The organism is Ferrovibrio sp. (genome assembly GCF_046297895.1).
Classification (GTDB): domain Bacteria; phylum Pseudomonadota; class Alphaproteobacteria; order Ferrovibrionales; family Ferrovibrionaceae; genus Ferrovibrio.
In genome coordinates this window covers 1-24,813 of the sequence record NZ_JBKBHC010000008.1, presented here as the reverse complement: position 1 = coordinate 24,813, position 24,813 = coordinate 1, and the positions used below count along the sequence as shown (strand labels likewise).

The 24,813-nt window shown below is 65.1% G+C and carries 23 protein-coding genes and 1 riboswitch; of the genes, 11 read left to right on the top strand and 12 right to left on the bottom strand.

Annotated elements, in window-relative coordinates; genetic code table 11:
• Position 1 precedes the first annotated feature (1 nt).
• The 5 genes from flgK to ACK4FK_RS14400 all read right to left on the bottom strand — a co-directional run bounded on the left by flgK (position 2) and on the right by ACK4FK_RS14400 (position 4,276).
• Entirely contained in the window at positions 2-1,465 is a 1,464-nt protein-coding gene (flgK, locus tag ACK4FK_RS14420; protein WP_409745700.1) for a flagellar hook-associated protein FlgK, read from the bottom strand.
• A gap of 93 nt (positions 1,466-1,558) precedes the next feature.
• A complete protein-coding gene (locus ACK4FK_RS14415) occupies positions 1,559-2,911 on the bottom strand; it encodes a flagellar hook protein FlgE (RefSeq protein WP_409745698.1) in 1,353 nt (450 codons plus the stop codon).
• 200 nt (positions 2,912-3,111) lie between these two features.
• A complete protein-coding gene (locus ACK4FK_RS14410; RefSeq protein ID WP_409745697.1) occupies positions 3,112-3,690 on the bottom strand; it encodes a cob(I)yrinic acid a,c-diamide adenosyltransferase in 579 nt (192 codons plus the stop codon).
• 8 nt (positions 3,691-3,698) lie between these two features.
• Positions 3,699-3,896 carry a twin transmembrane helix small protein gene (locus ACK4FK_RS14405; protein WP_409745695.1) on the bottom strand — a complete coding sequence of 66 codons (198 nt, stop codon included), beginning with the start codon at positions 3,894-3,896 and terminating at the stop codon, positions 3,699-3,701.
• 77 nt (positions 3,897-3,973) lie between these two features.
• Positions 3,974-4,276 carry an ArsR/SmtB family transcription factor gene (locus ACK4FK_RS14400; RefSeq protein WP_409745693.1) on the bottom strand — a complete coding sequence of 101 codons (303 nt, stop codon included), beginning with the start codon at positions 4,274-4,276 and terminating at the stop codon, positions 3,974-3,976.
• Between the two features lie 54 nt (positions 4,277-4,330).
• Here ACK4FK_RS14400 and ACK4FK_RS14395 point away from each other — a divergent pair, with 54 nt between their 5' ends.
• Positions 4,331-5,284: a threonine/serine dehydratase gene (locus ACK4FK_RS14395; RefSeq protein WP_409745691.1), complete on the top strand. Its 954-nt coding sequence runs from the start codon at positions 4,331-4,333 to the stop codon at positions 5,282-5,284.
• 5 nt (positions 5,285-5,289) lie between these two features.
• On the opposite strand, the gene ACK4FK_RS14390 is transcribed toward ACK4FK_RS14395, so the two are convergent.
• A complete protein-coding gene (locus ACK4FK_RS14390; protein WP_409745689.1) occupies positions 5,290-6,990 on the bottom strand; it encodes an acyl-CoA dehydrogenase family protein in 1,701 nt (566 codons plus the stop codon).
• 79 nt (positions 6,991-7,069) lie between these two features.
• Positions 7,070-8,395, bottom strand: a complete 1,326-nt coding sequence (gene ccrA / locus ACK4FK_RS14385) for a crotonyl-CoA carboxylase/reductase (protein WP_409745687.1) — start codon at positions 8,393-8,395, stop codon at positions 7,070-7,072.
• Between the two features lie 258 nt (positions 8,396-8,653).
• On the opposite strand from ccrA, the gene ACK4FK_RS14380 reads away from it, so the two are divergent.
• The 3 genes from ACK4FK_RS14380 to ACK4FK_RS14370 all read left to right on the top strand — a co-directional run bounded on the left by ACK4FK_RS14380 (position 8,654) and on the right by ACK4FK_RS14370 (position 12,657).
• Positions 8,654-10,690: a methylmalonyl-CoA mutase family protein gene (locus ACK4FK_RS14380; RefSeq protein WP_409745685.1), complete on the top strand. Its 2,037-nt coding sequence runs from the start codon at positions 8,654-8,656 to the stop codon at positions 10,688-10,690.
• Positions 10,691-10,752: 62 nt separating this feature from the next.
• Complete coding sequence (locus ACK4FK_RS14375; RefSeq protein WP_409745684.1) at positions 10,753-12,231, top strand: AAA family ATPase; 1,479 nt, start codon at positions 10,753-10,755, stop codon at positions 12,229-12,231.
• A gap of 99 nt (positions 12,232-12,330) precedes the next feature.
• Positions 12,331-12,657, top strand: a complete 327-nt coding sequence (locus tag ACK4FK_RS14370) for a hypothetical protein (RefSeq protein ID WP_409745682.1) — start codon at positions 12,331-12,333, stop codon at positions 12,655-12,657.
• Positions 12,658-12,728: 71 nt separating this feature from the next.
• Here ACK4FK_RS14370 and ACK4FK_RS14365 read toward each other — a convergent pair whose 3' ends face one another.
• On the bottom strand, positions 12,729-13,142 hold the full coding sequence (locus ACK4FK_RS14365; protein WP_409745680.1) for a hypothetical protein: 414 nt from the start codon (positions 13,140-13,142) through the stop codon (positions 12,729-12,731).
• 296 nt (positions 13,143-13,438) lie between these two features.
• Between ACK4FK_RS14365 and ACK4FK_RS14360 the strand changes: the two genes are divergently transcribed.
• Positions 13,439-13,867 (top strand): DUF4112 domain-containing protein, encoded by a 429-nt coding sequence (locus tag ACK4FK_RS14360; protein ID WP_409745679.1) that lies wholly within the window; start codon positions 13,439-13,441, stop codon positions 13,865-13,867.
• Between the two features lie 2 nt (positions 13,868-13,869).
• Positions 13,870-14,199, top strand: a complete 330-nt coding sequence (locus ACK4FK_RS14355; protein WP_409745677.1) for a hypothetical protein — start codon at positions 13,870-13,872, stop codon at positions 14,197-14,199.
• 45 nt (positions 14,200-14,244) lie between these two features.
• Here the strand turns inward: ACK4FK_RS14355 and gcvPB are convergent, their stop codons facing one another.
• From gcvPB to gcvT, 4 genes are read right to left on the bottom strand one after another with little or no spacing between them, the layout of a single operon-like run.
• The gene (gcvPB, locus tag ACK4FK_RS14350) at positions 14,245-15,810 is read right to left on the bottom strand and encodes an aminomethyl-transferring glycine dehydrogenase subunit GcvPB (RefSeq protein WP_409745675.1); all 1,566 of its coding nucleotides are present in this window, start codon (positions 15,808-15,810) and stop codon (positions 14,245-14,247) included.
• Positions 15,810-17,150, bottom strand: a complete 1,341-nt coding sequence (gene gcvPA / locus ACK4FK_RS14345; RefSeq protein ID WP_409745673.1) for an aminomethyl-transferring glycine dehydrogenase subunit GcvPA — start codon at positions 17,148-17,150, stop codon at positions 15,810-15,812. The genes gcvPB and gcvPA overlap by 1 nt, the downstream gene beginning before the upstream one ends.
• Positions 17,151-17,165: 15 nt before the next feature.
• Positions 17,166-17,537, bottom strand: a complete 372-nt coding sequence (gene gcvH, locus ACK4FK_RS14340) for a glycine cleavage system protein GcvH (RefSeq protein WP_374303969.1) — start codon at positions 17,535-17,537, stop codon at positions 17,166-17,168.
• A gap of 11 nt (positions 17,538-17,548) precedes the next feature.
• On the bottom strand, positions 17,549-18,655 hold the full coding sequence (gcvT, locus tag ACK4FK_RS14335; protein ID WP_409745671.1) for a glycine cleavage system aminomethyltransferase GcvT: 1,107 nt from the start codon (positions 18,653-18,655) through the stop codon (positions 17,549-17,551).
• A 52-nt stretch (positions 18,656-18,707) separates the two neighbouring features.
• Positions 18,708-18,815: riboswitch (glycine riboswitch) on the bottom strand.
• 285 nt (positions 18,816-19,100) lie between these two features.
• Between gcvT and ACK4FK_RS14330 the strand changes: the two genes are divergently transcribed.
• The 5 genes from ACK4FK_RS14330 to ACK4FK_RS14310 form a co-directional block, all read left to right on the top strand.
• Positions 19,101-19,640, top strand: coding sequence for a DUF962 domain-containing protein (locus tag ACK4FK_RS14330; RefSeq protein ID WP_409745669.1), 540 nt, complete (start codon positions 19,101-19,103; stop codon positions 19,638-19,640).
• A gap of 18 nt (positions 19,641-19,658) precedes the next feature.
• Positions 19,659-20,699 (top strand): cyclase family protein, encoded by a 1,041-nt coding sequence (locus tag ACK4FK_RS14325; RefSeq protein ID WP_409745668.1) that lies wholly within the window; start codon positions 19,659-19,661, stop codon positions 20,697-20,699.
• 28 nt (positions 20,700-20,727) lie between these two features.
• On the top strand, positions 20,728-22,275 hold the full coding sequence (locus ACK4FK_RS14320; RefSeq protein WP_409745666.1) for an acetolactate synthase large subunit: 1,548 nt from the start codon (positions 20,728-20,730) through the stop codon (positions 22,273-22,275).
• Positions 22,276-22,639: 364 nt separating this feature from the next.
• Complete coding sequence (locus tag ACK4FK_RS14315; protein WP_409745664.1) at positions 22,640-23,170, top strand: chemotaxis protein CheW; 531 nt, start codon at positions 22,640-22,642, stop codon at positions 23,168-23,170.
• Between the two features lie 64 nt (positions 23,171-23,234).
• Positions 23,235-24,813: methyl-accepting chemotaxis protein (locus ACK4FK_RS14310; protein ID WP_409745662.1), on the top strand; the 1,579-nt coding region annotated here is incomplete at its 3' end.

Sequence of the window (24,813 nt, the reverse complement as noted above, 5' to 3'; positions counted from 1 at the left end):
GTTACCTCCCGATGTTCACGAGTTCGTCGAACATGGCGGTGACCGTGTTCATAACATTAGCCAGCGCGGCGTAGTTGTTTTGCAGAACCTGAAGCTGTGCCAGTTCGTCATCGATGTTGACGCCGGTCAGGTTGCGCAGCTTCTGATCCAGGGCATGCTGCTGGCGTTCGGCGGTATCGCGATTCGACTCGTTATCGGCCGTCGCACGTGCATGGTAGGCCAGGATGCCGTTGGCCAGGCCGAAGATATTCACGCTGGAAATGGTCAGGCCGTTCAGGTCGACGGTCACTGCCTGCGGATAGGTTCCGGTGGCCGCCGCCGCCGTAGTGCGCTGGATCTGGTTGGCGGTCAGGGTCTGGTTGCGCATCGCCTGCTGCACGCGGCCCGCCGCTGTGGCGTCCAGGTTGGCCGGCGTGGTCTGCAGGGCGGTGTTTACCTGAATGAAGCCGGCTTCCTGGCCGGGGGTGCCCGGTGCGATGAAGGTGAAGAACTGGTTGACGTTGGTCGGATCATAGGCCTCGTTCACGACGGCAACGAGGTTCGAGGCCAGTGAGTCGAGCTGGTTGAAGAATTTCGTAAGCGTGCCGACATTCGGATCGGTCGATGCCAGTGCGGTGGCGGAGGAGTCGACGTAATCCAGGCCCGCACGGATCGAGCCGCTCTGAAAGCCGAGATTCAGGTTGCTGGTTCCGCCCTGCAGGAAGATGCCCGGCGGCGTTCCGGTCGCCTGATATTCGAACTGCTGGGCCACGGTGCCGACGATCTGAACGCCGCCATCGGAGTACACGAACAGTTCGCCGCGATCGTTGATCACGGTCCGAATGCCGATTTTGTCGGCCAGTTTGGCGACTTCCTGATCGCGCAGGTCTTCCAGGTCGCCGATCGGGTTGCCGCCCGAGCCTTGGGAGGTGATCTGGGTATTCAGCTTGGCGATCTGCAGAGCGGCTTCGTTGACGATTGCGATATCGCCGATCAGCTGTTCCTGAGCGCGGGTCTGCAGTTCCGACTGCAGGCTGTTCAGTCGGCGGATTTCAGTGGTGAGTTCAACGCCGCGCTGAACCACGAGGCTGCGGATTGCGGTGTCTTCCGGTGTCGCCTCAAGCTGTTTCCAGGCATCCTCGAAACGGGTCAGCATGGCGATCAGGGTGGGCTGGTCGCCGGTGGTGTTGGTGGCGTCGAGAATCTCGGACAGTTCCTTGGTGAAGGCATACTGCTGTTCGAGCTGGCCGAAATCGGCGGTGATCTTGTAGAGATCCTGCTGGATTTCCGGCCCGGCGACGCGGGTGATCTGGGAAATGAGCGAGGCTTGCGGCAGGCCCTCGGCGACCGGCGTGGTCAGGGTGGCGATCTTGCGGCTGTAATTCGGGTTCTGCGCGTTGGAGACGTTGCCCGAAACGATTCTGGTCTGCTGCTGCAGCGTCTGCAGGCCGATGACTGCGGTGTTGAGGGCGGCGCTGAGCGACATGGGTGAAATCCTTTTCCAACTCTTGGCAGTGCTTTCCGCACCGCCGGGGCTGGCGGCCGACCGCCGGGCTTGCGGGCCCGGCGGTCAGTCCGGTTAGCGGCGGATGTTGATCGTTTCCTGCAGCAGCTCGTCGGCGGCCGTGATCAACCTGGCATTGGCCGAGTAGGTGCGCTGGGCAACGATGAGCTTGGAGAACTCCTCCGCGATATCGACGTTCGAGCCTTCGATGGCAGCCGACACATAGTCGCCGGCGCCGCTGGAGCCTGACTGCGAGAGCACAGCGGAGCCCGAACTCGGCGTCTCGACGAAGGCGTTGCCAGCCACGCGGTCCAGTTCGGTCGGGTCACGGAAGCGTGCCACCGGGATCTGGTAGAACTGCTTCACGTTGCCGTTGTCGAAGGTGACCGAGACGAAGCCGTCCTGGTCGATGCTGAGGTTCTTGAAGTTGCCCTGCGGCACGCCGTTCTGGCTGAAGTTGTTCAGCGTCAGGGTGTCGCCGGCATACTGGGTGGTGCCGATCGAGTTGCCGAACGAGCCCAGGTCGAGCTTGATGTTCTGCGAGCCCGAGCCGTAGTTGAGGCTGAAGTTGAACGAGGCGTCTTCGTCGACGCCCGAGGCGGCGGTGCCGGTCAGGCCGCCGGCGGTGCCCAGGAACGCGATCGTGCCGGGGCTGATATTGGTGCCGGCGACCGAACCGCCGAAGGTGACGGTGGCCGGGCCGAACACGCTGGCGCCAGAGCCGGCCACGCCGCTGCCCGGCGCGGTAACTTCCAGTTCCCAGGTATTGGTGCCGGTGCGGGTCCATTCCAGGTTCAGGGTGCGGGCGTTGCCCAGCGCGTCGAACACCTGGATCGAGGACAGCGGCAGGGTGGCCGGCAGGTTGCCGTTCGGGTCCAGCGCGTTCGAGGGCAGGTTGGCGGCATAATCCACCGTGCTGGTCGCCACGGGGGCGTCCAGCAGGTTGGACACGCGCACCTCCTCGGTGGCCGAGCTGTCGACCACGCCGGTGACCGGATCGATCGGCCAGCCACGCAGGAAGTAGCCCGACGAATTCACCAGGTAACCGTCATTGTTCTGGTTGAAGTCGCCGACGCGGGTGAAGTACGAGGTCGTCTCGAAGGTCGGCAGGCCGGTGGCCTGGTCGTTGCCGTTTTTCTTCGAAACCGGGATGAAACCGCCGCCGACCAGGGCGATCGAGGTGGTCGAGTTCACCTGCTGGATCGCGCCCTGCGAGTTGTTGGCGAAGAAGGGCTGGTTCAGCGCGCCGCCCGGAGAGTGGGTGTTGGCTTGTGCGCTGGACTGGGTGACCAGCGTCTGGAACCGCGATTCCACCTTCTTGTAGCCGATGGTGCCTGCGTTCGCGACGTTGTCGGAAATGTAGCTGATCGCCGTCGACTGGCCGTTCAGGCCGGTAATCGAGGTCTGCAAAGAACCACTGATCGTCATAACACTGCCTCCTGGCTCGAAACCGATTTGCCAGGGTAGGAGCAAGCCGCGTGCCAATTTCGGGCGCGCGCCATAAGCTATTGTTTTATAATAATATTACTTCATCGGGCTGGGCGGTGAGGGGGCGGCAGCTTCTGCCTGGCTTTCCCGGCGGCGCGCTGTTCCCGGCAGAAATTGCCGGGCAGCGATGGATGGCGTGATCAGCCCCGGTTCAGGCCCGGAACCCACAGCACGTCGGCTTTGCCATCGCCGTTGGCGTGCCGGCCGGCGACGAAGAGGTGGTCGGACAGCCGGTTGATATAGCTGAGTGCGGCAGGATTGATCCGTTCGGCATCCTGCAGGGCGGTGACCAGCCGCTCGGCCCGACGCACGATGGTGCGGGCGAGATGTAGGTGGGCTGCGGCCGGGCTGCCGCCGGGCAATATGAAAGAGGTGAGGGGGCTCAGGCGCGCATTCATGGCGTCTATCTCCGCCTCCAGCCGATCCACCTGCACCTGGGCCATGCGCAGGGGCGGACGGCGGCGGGGATCCTGCTCGTCCTCCTCCGGAGTACAGAGATCGGCGCCCAGGTCGAACAGGTCGTTCTGGATGCGCGACAGCATGGCATCCAGGTCGGTGCCGGCGGTGTGCAGGCGGGCCAGGCCGATGGCGGCATTGGCCTCGTCTACGGCGCCATAGGCTTCCACCCGTAGGTCGTGTTTGGGAACCCGCTCGCCGTTGCCCAGCGAGGTCATGCCCTTGTCGCCGCCACGGGTATAGATCTTGTCCAGTTTGACCATGGCCGGGCTCAGTTCCGGAACGCGAAGCTCGCCACCGCGATCAGGACGATGGCGATGAACTGCAACAGGATGCGCCAGCGCATCAGCAGGTTGGAATAGGAGCGGTTGAACTGCCCGCCCCGGAACAGGGCATAGATGCCCACGCACAGCACCAGGAAGGTGGCAACGGCGAAAACCGGAATCAGGGTGTTGACGATGCCTTGCATGGGCGGAGGATATAGCGCCCGGCGGGGCAGGTCCAACCGTCAGGCCGCCGCCCGGCGCGGCAATGCGTCGCGCCGGTCTACAGCCCGCGCTGGATCGCCTGCTTGAAGGCCGTGATGGCGGCTTCGTCGCGCTTGTAGAAGGTCCACTGCTTGATCCGCCTGGTGCGCAGCAGGCCGGCCCGGACCAGGATTTTCAGGTGCTCACTGGCGGTCGGCTGGCTGACCCCCAGCTTTTCGGCGATCAGCAGGCCGCAGACACCGTCTTTCTCCAGATCGCCATCCACCTGCGGCGGGAAATGGGCCACGGGATCGCGCAGCCAGTCGAGGATGGCGAGGCGCTTGTCGTTGGCCAGGGCGCGCAAGGAATTTAGGTCAGGCATATTGCTAATTAGCCATATTCCTAATTATAGTCAAGCAAACAGCAGGATCATTTCATGGCCGACCGCCTTGCCCTCACCATCGACCGCGCCGGTATCGCCCGCACATATATATCCATCGCCGGCCATGTCCGGCGCACGCCGGTCATCGAAATCCAGCCGGGGGACTTCGGCCTGCGGGGTGCGCCGTTCATCCTGAAGCTGGAACTGCTGCAGCACTCCGGGTCGTTCAAGGCGCGCGGCGCCTTTGCCAACCTGCTGGGCCGTGCCGTGCCGCCAGCGGGCGTCGTGGCGGCCTCGGGCGGCAATCATGGCGCAGCGGTGGCCTTTGCGGCCATGCGGCTTGGCTTGCCGGCGCGGATTTATGTGCCGAGCATTGCGGCCCCGATGAAGATCGCCCGCATCCGCGATTACGGCGCCGACCTGGTGGTGGGCGGCGAGCGCTACGCCGATGCGCTGGCAGCCTCCGAGGCCTGGCAGGCGGAAAGTGGCGCCCTGCCGGTGCATGCCTACGATCAGGCCGAGACCCTGCTGGGCCAGGGCAGCGTCGGGCTGGAACTTGAGGAACAGGCGCCTCAGCTGGATACCCTGTTCGTGGCGGTGGGCGGCGGCGGGCTGATCGGCGGCATCGCCGCCTGGTATGCCGGCAGGGTGAAGGTGGTGGCGGTCGAGCCCGAGACGGCACCGACCCTACATATGGCATTGCAGGCCGGCGGGCCGGTGGATGCGCCGGCTGGCGGCATCGCCGCGGACTCGCTGGCGCCACGCCAGGTCGGCGGGCTGATGTTTCCCATCGCGCAGTCGCATGTGGCGGCCTCGGTGCTGGTGCGCGACGAGGCGATCCGCGCCGCCCAGATTGCCCTGTGGGACAAGCTGCGCCTTGTGGCGGAACCGGGCGGGGCGGCCGCCTTTGCCGCCCTGCTCAGCGGTGTTTACAAGCCGGCGGCCGGCGAACGCGTCGGCGTGCTGGTCTGCGGCGGCAACCCCACCGATACGGATTTCGTGCGTTAGGGCCTTCAGCCGTTGCGGGTTTCCAGCAGGCGGCGCGCGATCACCTGCGCCTGGATTTCGGCGGCGCCCTCGAAGATGTTGAGGATGCGCGCGTCGCACAGCACGCGGCTGATCGGATATTCCTCGGCATAGCCATTGCCGCCATGCACCTGCAGCGCGTTGTCAGCGTTGGCCCAGGCGATGCGTGCAGCCAGCAGCTTGGCCATGCCGGCTTCCAGGTCGCAGCGTCGGCCCTGATCCTTCTCGCGCGCGGCGAAATAGCAGAGCTGACGCGCCAGCATGGTTTCCACCGCCATCCAGGCGATCTTGCCATGCACGCGCGGGAAGCTGTAGATCGGCTTGCCGAACTGGACGCGCTCATTGGCGTATTTTAGGCCGAGTTCCAGCGCGCATTGCGCCACGCCGAGTGCGCGGGCGCCGGTCTGGATGCGGGCGGATTCAAACGTCTCCATCAACTGTTTGAAGCCCTGCCCCTCGCGCTGGCCCAGCAGATTCTCGGCTTTCACCTCGAACCCGTCGAAGCCGATCTCGTATTCCTTCATGCCGCGATAGCCGAGCACCTTGATCTCGCCGCCGGTCATACCCTTGGCGGGGAAGGGGTTGGCATCGTCGCCGCGCGGTTTTTCGGCCAGGAACATCGAAAGGCCCTTGTAGCCTTTCTCGTTCGGGTCGGTGCGCGCCAGCAGTGTCATAAGGTCGGTACGAGCGGCATGGGTGATCCAGGTCTTGTTGCCGGTCACCTTGTAAACGTCGCCGTCCTTCACGGCGCGGGTGCGCAAGCTGCCGAGGTCCGAGCCCGTATTGGGTTCGGTGAACACGGCAGTCGGCAGGATTTCGCCCGAGGCCAGCTTGGGCAGCCATTGCTTGCGCTGCTCTTCCGTGCCGCCACGCAGGATCAGTTCGGCGGCGATCTCGGCGCGGGTGCCCAGCGAGCCCACGCCGATATAGGCGCGGCTGAGTTCTTCGGAGACGACGCACATCGCCATCTTGCCCAGGCCATGCCCGCCATATTCCTCAGGGATGGTCAGGCCAAACACGCCAAGCTCGGCCATCTCCAAGACGATCTCCATGGGGATGAAGTCATCGTTGCGATGCCAGTCATGGGCAAAGGGTGCGACCTTGTCCTCGCCGAAGCGGCGGAACTGCTCGCGCACCATCGCCATCGTTTCATCCAGGCCCAGTTCGCCGAAATCGCCGGTCGAAAGGCCGTCCTGGATCAGTGCACCGATCCGGCTGCGCACGGCAGAGGTGTTGCCGGCCTGGATCAGGCGCTGCACAGGCGCGGTCAGGAAGGCCTGCAGCGCCTCCGTCGTGATGCCCAGGTCGTCGGGGCGGCAGACCTCCACCTGGCTCATCGGGATGCCGCCCTGCATCTGCGCCAGATACTCGCCGAACCCGGCCTGCAGGATCAGCGCCTCCAACTCGCGCAGCTTGCCCTCGGCCTGCAGGCGCTCGGCCCAATGCAGGCTTTCCTTCAGCGTTGCCACATAGGTGGCCAGCCACGCCAGGCCATGGGCAGCGAACTGCTCTTCCTCCAGGCGCGCGCCGTCGATATGGCCATCGGCGCCGCGCACCAGTTGCGCCACCGCAGCCGTGGCGTGGGCCGCCAACTGCTCCGCGGCTTTCAGTGCTGCCGCGCAGTTGGACAGCAGGTCGCCGATCAGCAGGGATTCGTTGGCGGGGACAGGCTTGGCGGCAGCAGACATCGTGGCGCTCATGGGAAAGAGGACTGAAAAGGTTCAGCCGGCAGGGTTACCCCCGCCGGCTGGTCAGCGTCGAGAAGGGTTAGGAATTCCCCGCTTCGATCGCATCTTCAACGGTGCGCAGACCCGGCACCTTGGCGCTCACCAGCACGGCCATGTTGCCGGGCTTGTGCTGGTTCTTCCACATCTTGGTATGGGCGCGCGGGATGTCGGCCCAGCTGAACACCTCCGACATGCAGGGATCCAGGCGGCGTTCGATCACCAGCTGGTTGGCTTGGCTGGCCTGCAGCAGGTTGGCGAAGTGGCTGCCCTGGATGCGCTTCTGCCGCATCCACACGAAACGCGCGTCGAAGGTGATGTTGAAGCCGGTGGTGCCGGCGCAGAACACCACCATGCCGCCGCGCTTCACCACGAAGCACGAGACCGGGAAGGTCTGCTCGCCGGGATGCTCGAACACGAAATCGACATCGTTGCCCTTGCCGGTGATGTCCCAGATCGCCTTGCCGAATTCACGGCACTTCTTCATGTAGGCCGCGTATTTCTCGGTATCCATGACCGGAGGAAGCTGGCCCCAGCAGTCGAAGTTGTTTCGGTTGATCACGCCCTTGGCGCCCAGGCTCATGACGAAGTCGCGCTTCGATTCGTCCGAGATCACGCCGATCGCGTTGGCACCCGAGATGGCGATCAACTGGATCGCCATCGAACCCAGGCCGCCGGCGGCACCCCAGACCAGCACGTTCTGGCCCGGCCGCAGAATATGCGGACGATGGCCGAACAGCATGCGGTAGGCGGTGGCCAGCGTCAGCGTGTAGCAGGCGCTTTCCTCCCAGGTCAGGTGCTTGGGCCGCGGCATCAGCTGGCGCGACTGCACGCGGGCGAACTGCGCGAAGCTGCCATCCGGCGTTTCGTAACCCCAGATGCGCTGGGTTGGCGAGTTCATCGGGTCGCCGCCGTTGCATTCCTCGTCGTCGCCGTCATCCTGGTTGCAATGCACGATCACCTCGTCGCCGACCTTCCAGCGCTTCACGCGGCGGCCGACGGCATAGACGATGCCCGAGGCATCCGAGCCGGCGATGTGATAGGGGGCCTTGTGCACGTCGAAGGGCGATATCGGCACGCCCAGGCCGGCCCAGACGCCGTTGTAGTTCACGCCAGCGGCCATCACGAGGATCAGCACCTCGTCGGCGTCGATCTCCGGCGTCGGCAGCACTTCCAGCTGCATCGACTGCTCGGGCGGACCATGGCGTTCGCGCCGGATCGCCCAGGCATACATCTGCTTCGGCACATGGCCGAGCGGGGGGATTTCACCCACCTCGTAAAGATCCTTGTAGCTGCCGGTTTGCGCCTTCTGGGGCTGCCCCGCATTCCCAGTCTGCAGCGCCACCACAGTTCCACCCGCATTCGACATGGCGAAGCTCCTTTGCCTTTCGCTGTCCCTGTACACGCTCTTTCCGAGCTTGATTTCTTCTCTTGTTGGGCCCTGCCGGCCGGGATTAGCCTTGCCGAGCGCCTCGAGACGGTGTTGTTACAAGACGGTTGCTATCTTTTTGCGGAAGCGAAAAAATGGCAAGATCGTTTTGCAATGCAGCAGAGGTTATGATATTTCGGTTGTGCAACGCAATAGGTAACTAAATAACCTAAGGTCAACTTGACACGGAATAAAATTATGTCCGCGACTCGCCCTACAGACGCTACCACGGCCACTTCTGTTCGCAAGCGCGAAAAGGCGGGTCCCGAGAAGCCCTGGCTGTTCCGCACCTATTCCGGCCACAGCTCGGCCAAGGCATCGAACACGCTCTACCGCACCAATCTGGGCCGGGGCCAGACCGGCCTGTCGGTGGCTTTCGACCTGCCGACCCAGACCGGCTACGACAGCGACCATGTGCTGGCCCGCGGCGAGGTGGGCAAGGTCGGGGTGCCGATCTGCCATCTGGGCGACATGCGGGTGCTGTTCGACCAGATTCCGCTCGCCCAGATGAATACCTCGATGACCATCAACGCCCCGGCGGCCTGGCTGCTGGCGCTCTATATCGCCGTGGCCGAGGAGCAGGGCGCCAAACGCGCTGATCTGAACGGCACGGTACAGAACGACATCATCAAGGAATACCTGTCGCGCGGCACCTACATCTTCCCGCCGCAGGCCTCGATGCGGCTGATCACCGACGTGATCGCCTTCACCTACCGCGAACTGCCGAAGTGGAATCCGACAAACGTCTGCAGCTATCACCTGCAGGAAGCGGGTGCCACGCCGGTGCAGGAGCTGGCCTATGCGCTGGCGACCGCGATAGCGGTGCTGGATGCGGTGCGCGATTCCGGCCAGGTGCCCGAAGCCGATTTCGCCCAGGCCTTCGGCCGCATCAGCTTCTTCGTGAATGCGGGCATCCGGTTTGTGACCGAAATCTGCAAGATGCGCGCCTTCGTCGACCTGTGGGAGGAAATCGGCCGCGAGCGGTATGGCGTCACCGATCCCAAGGCTTTGCTGTTCCGCTACGGCGTACAGGTGAATTCGCTGGGGCTGACCGAGCCGCAGCCGGAGAACAACGTCTATCGCATCCTGCTCGAGATGCTGGCCGTGGTGCTGTCCAAGAAGGCCCGCGCCCGCGCCGTGCAGCTGCCGGCCTGGAACGAGGCGCTCGGCCTGCCGCGGCCATGGGACCAGCAATGGTCGCTGCGTCTGCAGCAGATCGTGGCCTACGAGACCGACCTGCTGGAATACGAAGACCTGTTCGACGGCAACCCGGCCGTAAATGCCAAGGTCGAGCAGCTGAAGACCGCCGCGCGCGCCGAGCTGAAGCGTATCGAGGACATGGGCGGCGCGATCCAGGCGGTGGAAACCGGCTATCTCAAGCAGGCCCTGGTGGAAAGCAATACGGCGCGGGTGCGCGGCATCGAAACCGGCGAAATCACCGTGGTCGGCGTCAACAAGTTCACCGAAAGCGCGCCATCGCCGCTGGTGGCATCCGAAGGCGGCGCGATCATGACGGTCGACCCGGCGGCCGAGGCCGAGCAGATCGAGCGGCTGAAGGCCTGGCGCGCCAGCCGAGACCAGAAGGCGGTTGACGCGGCGATCGCCGAACTCGAAGCCGCTGCGCGCGATGGCCGCAACATCATGGAGCCCAGCATCAGGGCCGCCAAGGCCGGCGTCACCACCGGCGAATGGGCTGCCGCCCTGCGCAAGGTGTTTGGCGAATACCGGGCGCCCACCGGCGTGGCGGCCGCTAGCGGCGCGCTCGCCAACGATGGCATGGACGAACTGCGCGCGGAGGTGAAGGCCGTGGCCCAGCGCCTGGGCCGGCCGCTCAAGCTGCTGGTCGGCAAGCCGGGCCTGGACGGCCATTCCAACGGCGCCGAGCAGATCGCCGTGAAGGCGCGCGACTGCGGTATGGAGGTTGTCTACGAAGGCATCCGCCTCACCCCGGAGCAGATCGTCTCGGCCGCCCTGGAAGAAGGCGTGCACCTGGTCGGTCTGTCCATCCTCTCCGGCAGCCATGTCGAACTGGCCACCGACGTGATGCAGCGCATGCGTGCCGAGGGCATCGGCGACGTGCCGGTGGTGGTGGGCGGCATCATTCCGCCGGAAGACGAATTGCGGCTGAAGGCGGCCGGCATCGCCGGCGTGTTCACGCCGAAGGATTACGACCTCACCGCCATCATGCGCGCCATCGTGAACTTGGTCGACCGTACCTATTCCAAGGCGGCGTAAAAGCGCGGCGCCGATTGCGCTCGGTCAAACATCCGTCATCCCGGTCGGGATAGATTGATGCGATGACCGAACCCAACCCCGCCGATATCGCCGCACTGTTCGCACCGGCGCCCGATGCCGTGATCGAGACGCATATCTCGCGCGTCTTCCTCGCCGGCGACCGCGCCTGGAAACTGAAGAAGGCCGTGGCTCTGCCCTATGTGGATTTCTCCACCCTGGAGAAACGGCGCATCGCCTGCGAACGCGAGGTGTCGCTCAACCGCCGCACCGCGCCGCAGCTTTACCTCGGCTGCCGCGCGATCTATCGCGATCCGGCGGGTCGGCTGTCGTTCGAGCCTCGGGCCGCCCCCGTCGAATGGCTGGTCGAGATGCGGCGCTTCGATCCCCGCCAGACGCTGGACCGTCTGCTGGCCGACGGCGCAGTGACGCCGGCCACGATCGTGGCGCTGGCCTCTGATATCGCCGCCTTTCATGCCAAAGCCGAACCGGTGGATCGCGAGGCCGCGGCCATGGTGGCGCAGACCATCGCGCTCAACGATGCCGCCTTCGCCAGCCTGCCGGCCGGCGCGTTGCCGGCAGGGGCGCTGGCCGATTTCCGCGCCGTCCAGCAGGCGGAAGTCGAGCGACGCCGATCGGTGCTGGCCCGGCGGCGTGCCGAAAGCCGCATGCGCCACGGCCATGGCGATCTGCACCTGCGCAACATCGCGATGATCGACGGCCGGCCGGTGCTGTTCGATTGCCTGGAGTTCGATGACGACCTTGCCGCCGTCGATGTTCTCTACGATCTGGCCTTCCTGCTGATGGACCTTCTGCAGCACCGGCGCGGCGATCTGGCCAATCTGGCCCTGAATGCCTGGCTGGAGGCGATGCCCGACGATGCCGGCATCGGCCTGCTGCCGCTCTATGTCGCCCTGCGTGCCGCGATCCGCTGCCATATCGCGGCGCTGACCGATGCCGGTCGCGTGGATGCCGCGCGCTACCTGGGCCTGGCGCGTCAGGCTCTGGCCCCGCCGCCGCCGCGCCTGGTCATGGTCGGCGGTCTGTCGGGCACCGGCAAGTCGACGCTGGCCCGCGCGCTGGCGCCGGATTTGGGCGGCCCCTGCGGGGCGGTGATCCTGCGCAGCGATATCGTGCGCAAGGCCTTGCATAACGTGCCGGCCCTGGAGCGCCTGCCGCAAGACAGCTACACGCCGGACAGCAGCCGGCGCGTCTATGCCGTGTTGCTGGAACGGGCGCGAGTGCTGCTGCAGGGCGGAGCCAGCGTGATCCTGGATGCGGTCTATGGAAAAGCGGAAGAGCGCGATGCCGCTGCCGCTCTGGCACGCGAGATGAACTGCCGGTGCGATGGGCTGTGGCTGACTGCGGCGCCCGAGATTCTGACCGCGCGGGTGGCGGCGCGGCGTAACGATGCTTCCGACGCCACCGAAGACGTTGTGCGCTGGCAGTTGCAGACTCTGCGGCAGCCCGATGACTGGAAAACCGTCGATGCCGGGGCGGACCCTGGGGAAACCCTGCGGCAGGCCAGGGCGGCGCTGGCCTGAACGGTCCCCGGGCCGGCTCCGCCAGGCTTGCATACCCACGGGCTGGCATCCGGCCGGGCTTGCTGCTATCGAAGGGCGCTTACGGACGAGGAGTGCCCCGTGTTTCGCTTTTCGCGCTGGATCCGGCCTCAGACGGTGGCCGGTCGTATTATCGCCAGCCTGGCCTTTGGCCTGTCGCTGCCTGTGGTGCTGTTCGGCATTCTGCTCTTCCGCACCCATGGCTACGAGCCGATGGGGCTCTGCCGTCCGGTGCCGGCCGCCCGGGGCCATATCCCGATCGACATGAGTCGTGGCAGCGGTATTCCCACCACCTGCGGCATCGACTGGTCTTTCGTGCTGACCAACATGCTGCTGCCCGGCCTGGGCTTTGCGCTGTTGGCCTATCTGCTCATGGCGCTGCTGAAACGGGCGGAAGGGAAAGCCTGATCCGGCTGAAAAAAAGCCCGGCGCGATGCGCCGGGCCGAGAGGACGGGAGGCGGGGAGGTTGCGTCTTTCTTCAGGAGACGTAGTCGAAAGTCCCGTACAGGCTGATGCCCGATATGGCGCCGTTAGAGTTGAAGCCCAGGCCCAGGCCGGGTTCCAGATATAACGGCCACAGAAGTTGTGCATTCGTCGAGGCCACGCCTCCCGGACCGCTGACGGGATTGCCGACCAGGATCACCCGCATCGTGGGTGAAAAAGAGACCGGCGGCGGTGGCGGTGCGATGTTTGGCAGCAGGTTCACATCGGCAAACAACATTGGCGGCGTCGAAGGGCCCCCACCGGCTATGGATACGATGACCGCATTGCGCAGGATGATGCCGCGCGTGTTCATGCCCGACGGAATGACCGTCATCAGCGGCATGGACGGAACAGTCGAGTAGTTGAACGTCAATTGGCCCAGCATCTGGACCGGTGCTTCGTTGACCATGTCTTCCCCCTGAACGATGAGCCTCGGTTGGCGCTTCGTGAGAACGCCTCGGGCTGGGATATTATCAACCAATGGTCTATAAGTACTGCATGAATACACTTATAGGTATATATGGTGGCAAAGGCAGGCCGCCGGTCATCGTTTGGCCGGTCATCTCTTGAAATGGAAACAGGGATTCCCATGTCTGCGTGACTGGGTCCGGGCCCCTCTGGCAGCCGGTTGCTGCGATGTCGGACTCTTCCACCTGATGAACGCCATCCGGTTTGGTCCGGCGTTCTGATCTTGGGAGGTCACGCATGACTGCGGCATCCGCTCAGTTTCAGCAGACAAACTATGGCTATGCGTCCGAACGCCATGTCGAAGCGCGGCAGCGCCTTGAGGCATTGGCGCGGCTGCTCGACAGCGCGGTGCGCATTCCCGGCACCGATATTCGCGTCGGTCTGGATGCGGCGCTGAACATCATCCCCGGCATCGGCACGCTGGGCGCCAAGGCGATGGCCGGCTATCTGATCTGGGAAGCCCGTCGGCTCGGCGTTCCGGCCGGCACCATCCTGCGCATGGCCGGCAATGTGGGGGTGGATCTGGTGATCAGTTCGATTCCGGTGGTCGGCTGGTTCGGCGACATCTTCTATCGCGCGAATACCAGGAATATCGAGCTGCTGCGCCGGCATCTGGACCGCTGCGACGGCGTGATCGACGCCGCATACAGGGCGGAGGGCCGCTGACCATGCAGCGCGTCATCTGGATCATCGCGGCGATGGCATTCTTCGCATGGTCGCTGCTGGCCTGGCTGGGCAACGCGATGCTCGGCTGGTTGGCCGGGTTCGTGGCCGGCAATGCCGATCAGCTCACGGCTGTCGGTGCGCCGGCCGGATGGCTGTCCTGGGTCGCCGCGCTGGCCGACTCGGCCGGCGGCGCGCTGATCGTTGTTGTCTGGCTGTTCGGCGGCGCGGTGATTGCCGTCGCCGCCTTCGTCATCGCGCGACTGGTGCAATGGCAGGCCGTGCCGCGCAAACCCGGCCACTACAGGATACTGCCGCCCGGCCGACGCTTATAGGCATCGCCGCCCGGGCGGCTTGATCTGGCGCGCGCTGGCGGCGGCTTACTCCGCCGCGGCCTTGTCGACCGGCGCGCCGTTGGTGCCGGGCTTCCAGCGCAGCACCGGGGCGCGGGCGGCGCGGGTTTCGTCTAGGCGGCGGCGCGGCGTCATGTAGGGCGCACCGCGGAACCAGTCGGCCTGGTCGCCTTGGCGGGCCTTCTCGGCCAGGCCGCGCAGGGTGGCGACGAAGGTGTCCACGCTGTCCTTGCTCTCGCTCTCGGTCGGCTCGATCAGCATGGCGCCATGCACCACCAGCGGGAAATACACCGTCATCGGGTGATAGCCCTCGTCGATCATCGCCTTGGCGAAATCCAGCGTGGTGACGCCGGTATCCTTCAGGAAGCGGTCGTCGAACAGGGCCTCGTGCATGCACGGGCCTTCAAAGCTGGGCGTCATCACGTCCTTCAGCGAGGCCATCACGTAATTGGCCGACAGCACGCTGTCTTCCGCCACCCGCTTCAGGCCGTCGGCGCCATGGCTCATCATGTAGGCCAGGGCGCGGATGAACATGCCCATCTGGCCATGGAAGGCCTTCATGCGGCCAAAGCTTTTGCCGTCGGCTTCCACCAGCCTGAAACCATCGCTGCCATGCACCACATATGGCACCGGCACAAATTCCTTCAGCGCCTCGGAGAGCACGACGGGGCCCGAACCCGGGCCGCCACCGCCATGGGGCGTGGAGAAGGTCTTGTGCAGGTTGATATGCATGGCGTCGATGCCAAGGTCGCCCGGCCGCACCTTGCCGACGATGGCGTTGAAGTTGGCGCCGTCGCAATAGAAGAAGGCGCCGGCGGCATGCACCATGTCGGCCACCTTGCGGATATCGCGCTCGAACAGGCCGCAGGTATTCGGATTGGTCAGCATGATCGCCGCCACATCCGGGCCCAGCTTGGCCTGCAGGGCATCGAGATCGACGCGGCCATCGGCGGTGGCCGGGATCGGATCGACCGTGTAGCCGCACAAGGCCGCCGTGGCGGGATTGGTGCCGTGGGCCGATTCCGGTGCCAGAATACGCTTGCGCACATCGCCGCGCGCCTTCAGCGCCGCGCGGATCGCCATCAGGCCGCACAACTCGCCATGGGCGCCGGCGGCGGGCGACATCGCCACGGCCGGCATGCCGGTCAGCTTCTTCAGCCAGCCGGCAAGCTGGTCGATCAGCTCCAGCGCGCCCTGCACGGTGGACACGGGCTGCAGCGGATGCAGGTCGCCAAGTCCCGGCAGGCGCGCCATCTTCTCGTTCAGGCGCGGATTGTGCTTCATCGTGCAGGAGCCCAGCGGATACAGCCCGGCATCGATGGAATAGTTCTTCTGGGAGAGCCGCACGAAATGGCGAATCACCTGCGGCTCGCTCAGGCCCGGCAGGCCGATCTTGCCCTGGCGCTTCAGGCCGCCGAGACGGTCGGCCACCTTTGGCGGCGCCGGCAGGTCCACGCCGCTGCGGCCCTCGACGCCCTGCTCGAAGATCAGGGCCTCTTCCATCTGCAGGCCGCGGTTGCCGGTGATGGTGCCGATGGCCGCGCTGTCGGCGGCGTGGTTCGGCGTGGTGGGGCGTCCCTGACGGTTCAGCATCACAGCACCTCCTTCAGGGCGGCGACAAGCTTGTCCATGTCGCCTTCGCTATTGGTTTCGGTGGTCGCGATCAGCAGCACGTTGTCCAGGGCCTTTTCGCCCGGAAAAAGCCGCGCGGCCGGCACGCCGCCCAGGATGTTCTTCGCCACCAGTTTTTCCGCCACATCGGTCGCCGGTCTGGGCAGGGTGACGGCGAATTCGTTGTAGAAGGCCTGCGGCACGATGCTGACGCCCTTGATCGCCGAAAGCTTCTCGGCCAGTTGCGCCGCCTTGGCATGATTGATCTCGGCCAGCCGGGTGAAGCCGGCCTCACCGAGCAGACTGAGATGGATGGTGAAGGCCAGCGCGCAGAGGCCGGAATTGGTGCAGATGTTGGAGGTGGCCTTCTCGCGGCGGATATGCTGCTCGCGGGCCGACAGCGTCAGCACGAAGCCGCGCCGGCCATCCTGGTCCACGGTCTCGCCGCACAGGCGGCCCGGCATCTGCCGCACATACTTTTCGCGCGTAGCGAACAGGCCGACATACGGTCCGCCGAAGCTGAGCGGCACACCCAGGCCCTGGCCCTCAGCCACGACGATGTCGGCACCCATGGCGCCCGGTGGCGTGACGAGACCCAGCGAGGTCACTTCGGTCACGACGACAACCAGCAGCGCGCCCTTGGCCTGGCAGGCCTTGGCCAGCGAGGACAGATCGCGCAGATGGCCGAACACGGTCGGGTTCTGCACCACGACGCAGGCGGTCTGGTCGTCGATCAGGCTGCTCAGGTCTTCGTTGCCGGCCAGATCGGTAGGCGCCGCCACATGCGGCTGATCGGTCTGGTCCATCAGGGTGCCGACCACGTCGCGGTAATGCGGATGCAGTCCGCCAGACAGCACGGCCTTGGCCTTCTTGGTGATGCGCTGGGCCATCAGCACGGCCTCGCCGGCCGCCGTGGCGCCGTCATACATCGACGCATTCGCCACATCCATGCCGGTGATCATGCTCACCTGGGTCTGGAACTCGAACAGGTATTGCAGCGTGCCTTGGCTGATCTCGGGCTGATACGGCGTGTAGGAGGTGAGGAATTCCGAACGCTGGATCAGGTGATCGACGGCGGCCGGCACATGATGGCGATAGGCGCCGGCGCCGAGGAAGAACGGTACATCCATCGGCGAGACGTTCTTCTTCGCCAGCGCCGCGAAGGCACGTTCGACCTCCAACTCGCCCTGATGCGGGGGCAGGTCGATGGCCGGGTTCAGCGCGCCGGCTGGCACATCCTTGAACAGCGCATCGATATTGGGGGCGCCGATCACGCCCAGCATCTCGCTGCGATCGGCTTCGGTCAGACCGAGATAGCGCATCTCGCGCTCCTTGCGTCAGAGGGTTTTCAGATAGGCGTCGTAGGCGGCCTGGTCCATCAGGGCGTCCAGTTCGGCCTTGTTGGACAGCTTCAGCTTGACGAACCAGCCATCGGTCTGGGCCGCGCGGTTCACCAGCGCCGGGTCGTCGGCAATCGCCTGGTTGCTTTCCACCACCTCGCCGCCGGCCGGGGCATAGACTTCGCTTGCCGCCTTCACGGATTCCACTACCGCCACTTCGGCGCCGGCTTCCACCTTCTTGCCCGGCGCGGGCAGATCGACGAATACCACGTCGCCAAGCTGGCTCTGGGCGTAATCGGAAATGCCCACGGTGGCGACATCGCCATCGAGACGGATCCATTCATGGTCCTTGGTATAACGGGTGGTCATGGATCGTCTCCTTACTTGGCGTAGCGTTTGGTGATGAAGGGAAGGGTGCAGGTCTTGGCGGGCAGCGGCTTGCCACGCACCATCAGGCTCAGCGGGGTGCCGGCCTTGGCATAGTCTGTGCCGACATAGCCCATGGCGACGGGGGCATCGACGCTGGGGCCGAAGCCACCCGAGGTGATCACGCCGATCTTCTCGCCCTTGTCGTTCAGGATTTCGGTGCCTTCGCGGGCCGGCGCGCGGCCTTCGGGCTGAATACCGACGCGTTTGCGCGAGACGCCATCCTTCAGCTGCTGCTGCACGATGGCGGCACCGGGATAGCCGCCCTCCTCGCGCCGGCGCTTGGAAATCGTCCAGGCCAGGCCGGCCTCGATGGGCGTCGTGGTGGTGTCGATGTCGTGGCCGTAGAGGCAGAGGCCGGCCTCCAGGCGCAGGGAGTCGCGCGCACCCAGGCCGATGGGCTTCACTTCCGGCTGCGACAGCAGCCAGCGGGCAAACTCCTCGGCCTGGGCGGCCGGCAGCGAAATCTCGTAACCGTCCTCGCCGGTATAGCCCGAGCGAGTGACGAAAGCCTCGTATTTGCCCAAAGCCAGCGTGGCGCCCATGCCGAAGCTCATCGCCGGCATCACCGAGTTCAGGCGCGACAGTACATCGACTGCAGCGGGGCCCTGCAGGGCAAGCAGGGCGCGGTCTTCCAGATATTCCACCTCGCAGCCTTTCAGGCGGCTGCGCATATGGGCAATGTCCTGCTCCTTGCAGGCTGCGTTGACGATCACGAACAGGTCGCGGTCGCGCTTGTTGACCATCAGGTCGTCCAGGATGCCGGCCGCATCGTTGGTGAAAACCGTGTAGCGCATCCTGCCGACATCCAGCGCAACGATGTCGCCGGGCACGAGGGCCTCCAGCGCCCTGGACGGATCGGCGCCAGTGATCTTCACCTGGCCCATATGCGACACGTCGAACAGGCCGGCCGCTGCGCGGGTATGCTTGTGTTCGGTCAGGATGCCGGTCGGATACTGCACCGGCATCTCGTAGCCGGCGAAGGGAACCATGCGGGCTCCAAGCTCCTTGTGGAGCGCATTCAATGGCGTGGTTTTCAGGATTTCGGCCGTATCGCCCAAGCAGGTCACCTTGCGGACAGAGTCAGAGTCGAAGCGGCGGGTGGTTTCGCCGTTCGCCCCCTCTGTCCCGGGACCTGAGAGATTCGCAGGGGATACCCGCTGCTTACTCCTTCGGTGGGATCGGGATTGGACCCCCGATCCGCTTTCCAGAGTGTCGCCAGTCCGGTCGGTCCTTCGGCCTGAGAGTTTCCGGGGCGGTTGCTCCTTCGGCGCGCGGGCCCCCGTTAAAGCTCGGGTTTCGCGTCTCTCCCGCCGGACTGAATGCGACGCCGCGAGAATAGGCTGCGGTGCAACAGAGTCAAACCCTTTCCCGCTGACGCAACGGCAGCGCGAAAACTCCACAATTGACAATGCCTTACGGGTCTTTAGGCTTATCCACAAGACGCCTCGTTGCGGCGACTCGGCCGCGACTCGCAGGGGGCGATAAAATCCGGAGGAAACCGCCATGAACCCGTTCTTCGTCGAGCAGATGGCGATGTATTCGGCCTATCACCGCGATCCGCGCAACCGGGCCACTCATTTCATCGGCATCCCGTCCATCGTATTTGCCATTTTCATCCCGCTGCATTGGGTGGTGCTGACCGAACTCTGGGGCGGCGAGGCCACGATCACGCTGGCCACCCTGTTGTGGTTTGGCACCGGCATCTTTTATCTCTGGCTCGACCGCACGGTCGGCGGCCTGATGGTGCTGGTCGGGTTCGTGCTGCTGCTGCTGGCCGAGCAGGTGGCGGCGATGGGCAGCACCACCGGCTGGATCGCCTTTGCGGTCTTTTTCGTCGGCGGCTGGGTGTTCCAGCTTGTTGGCCATGCCTTTGAGGGCCGTCGTCCGGCGCTGGCCGACAATCTGCTGCAGGCACTGATCGGCCCGACCTTCCTGGTGGCGGAAACCGTGTTCGCCGCCGGCCTGCGCCGTGAACTGCACGACGCCGTCGAGGCGCGCTGGAAGCATTATTCCGTCGCCGCCATGCAGGAGCGCGCGGCGTAAACCCGGAACAGAGGACCAATGGCACGCTGGAAGAACCGGCCCGAAGGGTCGAACTGGGGCGACTTCGGGCCGGACGACCGGATCGGCCGCGTCAACTGGATCACGCCCGAGAAGGTGAAGCAGGGCATTGCCGAAGTGCGCGAGGGCAGAACCTTCTGCCTGTCGCTGCCGCTGGAATATCCGGGCGGCAACCTGCTCAATCCGCGCCGCTTCCCGCCGCAGCTCTTTGCGGTGGTGCGCGAAGGTCGGCCGAACATGGCCTTGCCGCTCTCGCTGTACGATCCGCGCGTCACCGATGTGTCGAGCGACGATGCGGCCCTGCTGTACCTGCAGTATTCCACGCAATGGGACAGCTTCGCCCATATCGGTTCGATGTTCGACGCCGATGGCGACGGCGTACCTGAGCGCGTCTTCTACAACGGCTGGCGCGGCGGCAGCGACGTGCCGGATGTTGAGGACCGTAAAGTGGGCGAGCCGCGGCTGGAACGGTTCCCCTCCAAAGGCACCGAGGCGCTGGGCATTCATAATTTCGCCCGGCATGGCCTGCAGGGCCGCGGCGTGCTGGTGAACCTGCATGACGCATGCGGCGAACGCCGGGAATGGATCGGCTACGACCGCCTGATGCAGGCGATGCAGACGCAGAAGGTGGAGGTGGAGAAGGGCGACATGCTCTGCTTCTACACCGGCTTCGGCGACGTTGTCTTAAGCATGGGGCGCAAACCCGACCTGCACCGGCTGGAGAATTCCTGTGCCGTGCTGGATGGCCGCGACAGGGCACTGCTGAACTGGATCACCGACAGCGGCGTAAGTTGCCTGATCGCCGACAATTACGCGGTCGAGGGCCTGCCCGCGAAACCCGTTGATGGCAGCCATGCCATGCTGCCGCTGCATGAACACTGCCTGTTCAAGCTGGGTATCCCGCTTGGTGAGTTGTGGTACCTCTCCGAACTGGCGGCCTATCTGAAGCAGCACAAGCGCAGCCGCTTCCTGCTCACCGCGCCGCCGCTGCGGCTCACCGGCGCAGTCGGCTCGCCATCCTCGCCCATCGCCACAGTCTGAATAACAAAACTCTTCCCCGGAGACTGCCATGAACGGCGCCGAAAGCCTTGTCCGCACCCTTGTTGCCTCCGGCGTCGATACCTGCTTCGCCAATCCGGGCACGTCGGAGATGCATTTCGTGGCGGCGCTGGATCGCGTGCCGGGCGTGCGCTGCGTCCTCGGCCTGTTTGAGGGCGTGGTGACCGGCGCTGCCGACGGCTACTGGCGCATGGCCGACAAGCCTGCCGCCACCCTGCTGCATCTGGGGCCCGGCCTCGCCAATGGCGTGGCCAACCTGCATAACGCGCGCAAGGCCAGTTCGGGCATCGTCAACGTGATCGGCGAGCACGCCACCTATCACCTGCAATACGATGCGCCGCTCACTGCCGATATCGAAGGCATCGCGCGGCCCGTGTCGCACTGGATCGGCCGGGCCAATTCGGCCGCCGATGTCGCCGTCCTGGGCGCCGAGGCGGTGGCGGCGGCGATGAGCAACGGCGGCCAGATTGCCAGCCTCATCCTTCCGGCCGATACCGCCTGGAACGATGCCGTCGATGTCGCCGTGCCGCTGGCGGTGCCGCCACGCGCGAAGGCCGAGGAAGCCGATCTGCGCGCCGCTGCCGCTGCGCTGAAAAAAGCCGGCGCGCAGGGCATGCTGATTCTCGGTGGCATCGCCCTGCGCCGGCGCGGCCTGGAGCTCGCGGCACGCATTGCCGCCGCCACCGGCTGCAAGCTCTCCAATTCCGGCTACAGTGCGCGCATGGAGCGTGGCGGCGGCCTGCCGCATGTGGGCCGCATTCCCTTCGTGGTCGATCAGGCCGTGGCCAACCTGAAGGACGTGCACGAACTGGTGCTGATCGGCGCGCGCCGGCCGGTGGCCTTTTTTGCCTATCCCGGAAAGCCGAGCATCCTCACCCCGAAGGACTGCAACATCATCGCGGTCTGCGACGTGGAAGCCGACCTGATCGACGCATTGGAGCGTCTGGCCGATCTGGTCGGCGCGCCGAAAGGCGTGGCCGCCGCCATCGTGCCGCCGAAGCCGGCTCTGCCCGACGGGGCGCCGACGCCTGACAAGATCGCCGCCGCCATGGCTGTGCTGATCCCGGAGAACGCCGTGGTGGTGGATGAATCCATCACCTCGGGCCGCGGCATCTTTGCCGCTTCCCAGGCCTCCGGGCCGCATGACTGGCTCAACAACATGGGCGGTTCGATCGGCTACAGCCTGCCGGTGGCTGTTGGCGCGGCGATCGCCGCGCCCGGGCGCAAGATCGTCGCGCTCACCGGGGATGGCAGCGCCTTCTATACCCTGCAGGCCCTGTGGACCATGGCGCGCGAACAGCTCGACGTCACGATGGTGGTCTTCGCCAACCGTTCCTATGCCATCCTGCGCAACGAGCTGGCCAATGTCGGCGCCGCCAACCCAGGACCGCGCGCCATCGACATGCTCACCCTCGACCGGCCTGACCCCGACTGGGTTGCCTTGGCCAAAGGCCATGGCGTGCCGGCCGTGCGGGTGGATGAGATGAATGATTTCGCCCGCGCCTTTCTGGCGGCGCTGGAGGTACAGGGACCACAACTCATAGAGCTGGTTTTCTGATCCGGCCCCACAAGTTGTGTATTGGCAGGATTTCATGCTGTAAATTCTTGATAACCCCCCGATTTTCCCTCTTGGGATTCTGTTTGCAGATCAATTAGAAGTTTGCCAATGATTGTAGTGCGGTACCCCTGAAGCAACGCGGTATGTCACGCCCGCTGCCGGACCGACCACCGAAGGGGCCCTGCCAAAACTCGAAACCCACCCCCACCGGGTCCGCGCCGTCCTTGTTACCCAGGACGGCGGTCAGGGGGGGAGCGGAGCCGCAAGGTTTCGTTTACCGCGTTGTTCCAGATTGAATAAGGCTGCCTGTTCGCAGCAGACCGTCTACATCCTAAGACCGTCCACAGCAGAAAGTGTGAGCGCCATGTCTACGCCCGCCACCGTTCCCGCCACTGCCGCCGCCCCCGGTATGCCTGCCGTAACCGACCAGGCCGGATCGGCGCTGCGCGGCAACCAGGAAGTGCTGACCTTCACCATTGGCGAACAGAATTACGGGCTCGACCTTTTGAGCGTGCGCGAGATCCGCGCCTGGACGGAAGTTACTCCCCTGCCCAACACGCCGCCCTTTGTGCGTGGCGTGATCAACCTGCGCGGCGCCGTGGTGCCGATCTTCGACCTGCGCGTCCGCCTGGGCGGCGGCATCACCAATCCGACCAGCGCCAATGTGGTGATCGTGGTCGAGATCGGTTCGGAATCCTGCGGTTTGCTGGTTGATACTGTTTCCGACATCCTGGCGCTCGATGCCAGCGCCCTGCAGCCTGTGCCGGCCACCGCTGCCGACGAGGAGCATGGTTTCCTCAGCGCGCTCGCCACCCATGAAGACCGCATGGTTGCCCTGATCGACGTCAACCGCCTGTTCAGCAAGGGCGTCCCCGCGCTGCCTGCCGCTGCCTGATTGGTCTGGTGAGGCCGCCCGGGGAGGAGGCCAGCCCGAGATACAATCAAGGTCAGAGGAAGCAATGATCAAAAACATGCGCCTGCAGGGGCGCCTGATCGCCTGCGCCGTTGTTGTGGCCGTGCTGGCGATTATCGCAACCATAACGCCCTCTCTCCTGGTGATGAACGGTCTGATCGACCGCGCCGAGCAGCGCGAGTTGCAAAGCTATTACGAGAATATCACCGCGGCGGTGGCGGCCGAGGCCGCCAAGGCCACGGCGCTCAGCGCACTGGTCGCCAATATTCCCGATGCCCAGGCTGCGATGGCGACTGGCGAGCGCGACCGTCTCGCCAAGATGTTCGTTCCGGCTTTCCAGGCGCTGAGAAAAGATCACGGCGCGGTGCAGATGCAGTTCCACACGCCGCCGGCCACGTCGTTCCTGCGCGTGCATCGCCCCGACCGTTTCGGCGACGACCTGTCTTCCTTCCGCCATACCGTGGTCGCCACGAATACGACGCAGAAACCCACCCAGGGCCTCGAATTTGGCGTCGAGGGTTTGGGTGTGCGCGGCATGGTGCCGGTCTATAACGAAGGCAAGCATATCGGCTCGTTCGAACTCGGCATGTCCTTCGGCCAGTTCTTCTTCGACAGCTTCAAGCAGCGTTATGGCGTCGATGTTGCCCTGTTCGTGCAGGACAAGGATGCCATGAAGCGGTTCGCTGGCACCTTCGAAGACCAGGCGCTGACGCGCCCAGACCACCTGGCCACGGCCCTGAAGGGCGAAACCGTGGTGGAGCGCATAAAAACCGCTGCCGGGCCACGCACCGTGCTGATCGGCGCGGTGCGGGATTATTCCGACAAGCCCTTCGGTTCTGTGGTCATTGCCATGGACAGCAGCGATTATACCAGTGCGATCAATCGCGCGCAGTTGATCGCCGGTATAGCTGGCCTGGCCGCTTTGGTGGTCGGCGTCCTGATGGCCTGGCTGATCGGGCGCAATATCTCGCGCCCCATCGACGCCATCACCCAGACGATGAACCGCCTCTCGGGCGGCGATCTTGCCGTGGCGCTTCCGTATCAGGAGCGTCATGACGAGGTCGGCGAGATGGCGCGTGCCGTGGCCGTTTTCAAACGCAATGCCGAAGACAAGGTGGCGCTGGAACGCCAGCAGGACGAGGAGCGAAAGCGCTTTGCCGAGGAACGTGCGGCGCAGGAACAGCGCTTCGAGCAGTCGATCGGCCAGGTGGTCATGGCAGCCGCCGATGGCGACCTCTCGCGCCGGGTCGAACTCGGCGGTTTGAGCGGTGTGATGCAGCGCGTGGGTCAGTCGGTGAACGATATGATCCAGCGTACCCATGCGGTCACCGGCGAACTGGCCGACGTCACCGGCGCGCTGGCCGAAGGCGATCTGACCAAGCGTGTGCGGGGCGACTATCGCGGCGTGTTCGGGCAGTTGAAGGATGGCGCCAACGGCATGGCCGAGCGGTTGCGCGATTTTGCCCGCCGCCTTGCCGAAAATGCCGAAGCTGTGAAATCCGCCTCGGCCGAGATCTCGACCGGCAGCCAGGACCTGGCGCAGCGGACGGAGAGCCAGGCGGCCTCGATCGAGGAGACGGCGGCCTCGATGCACGAGATCACCACGACGGTGAAGCAGAATGCCG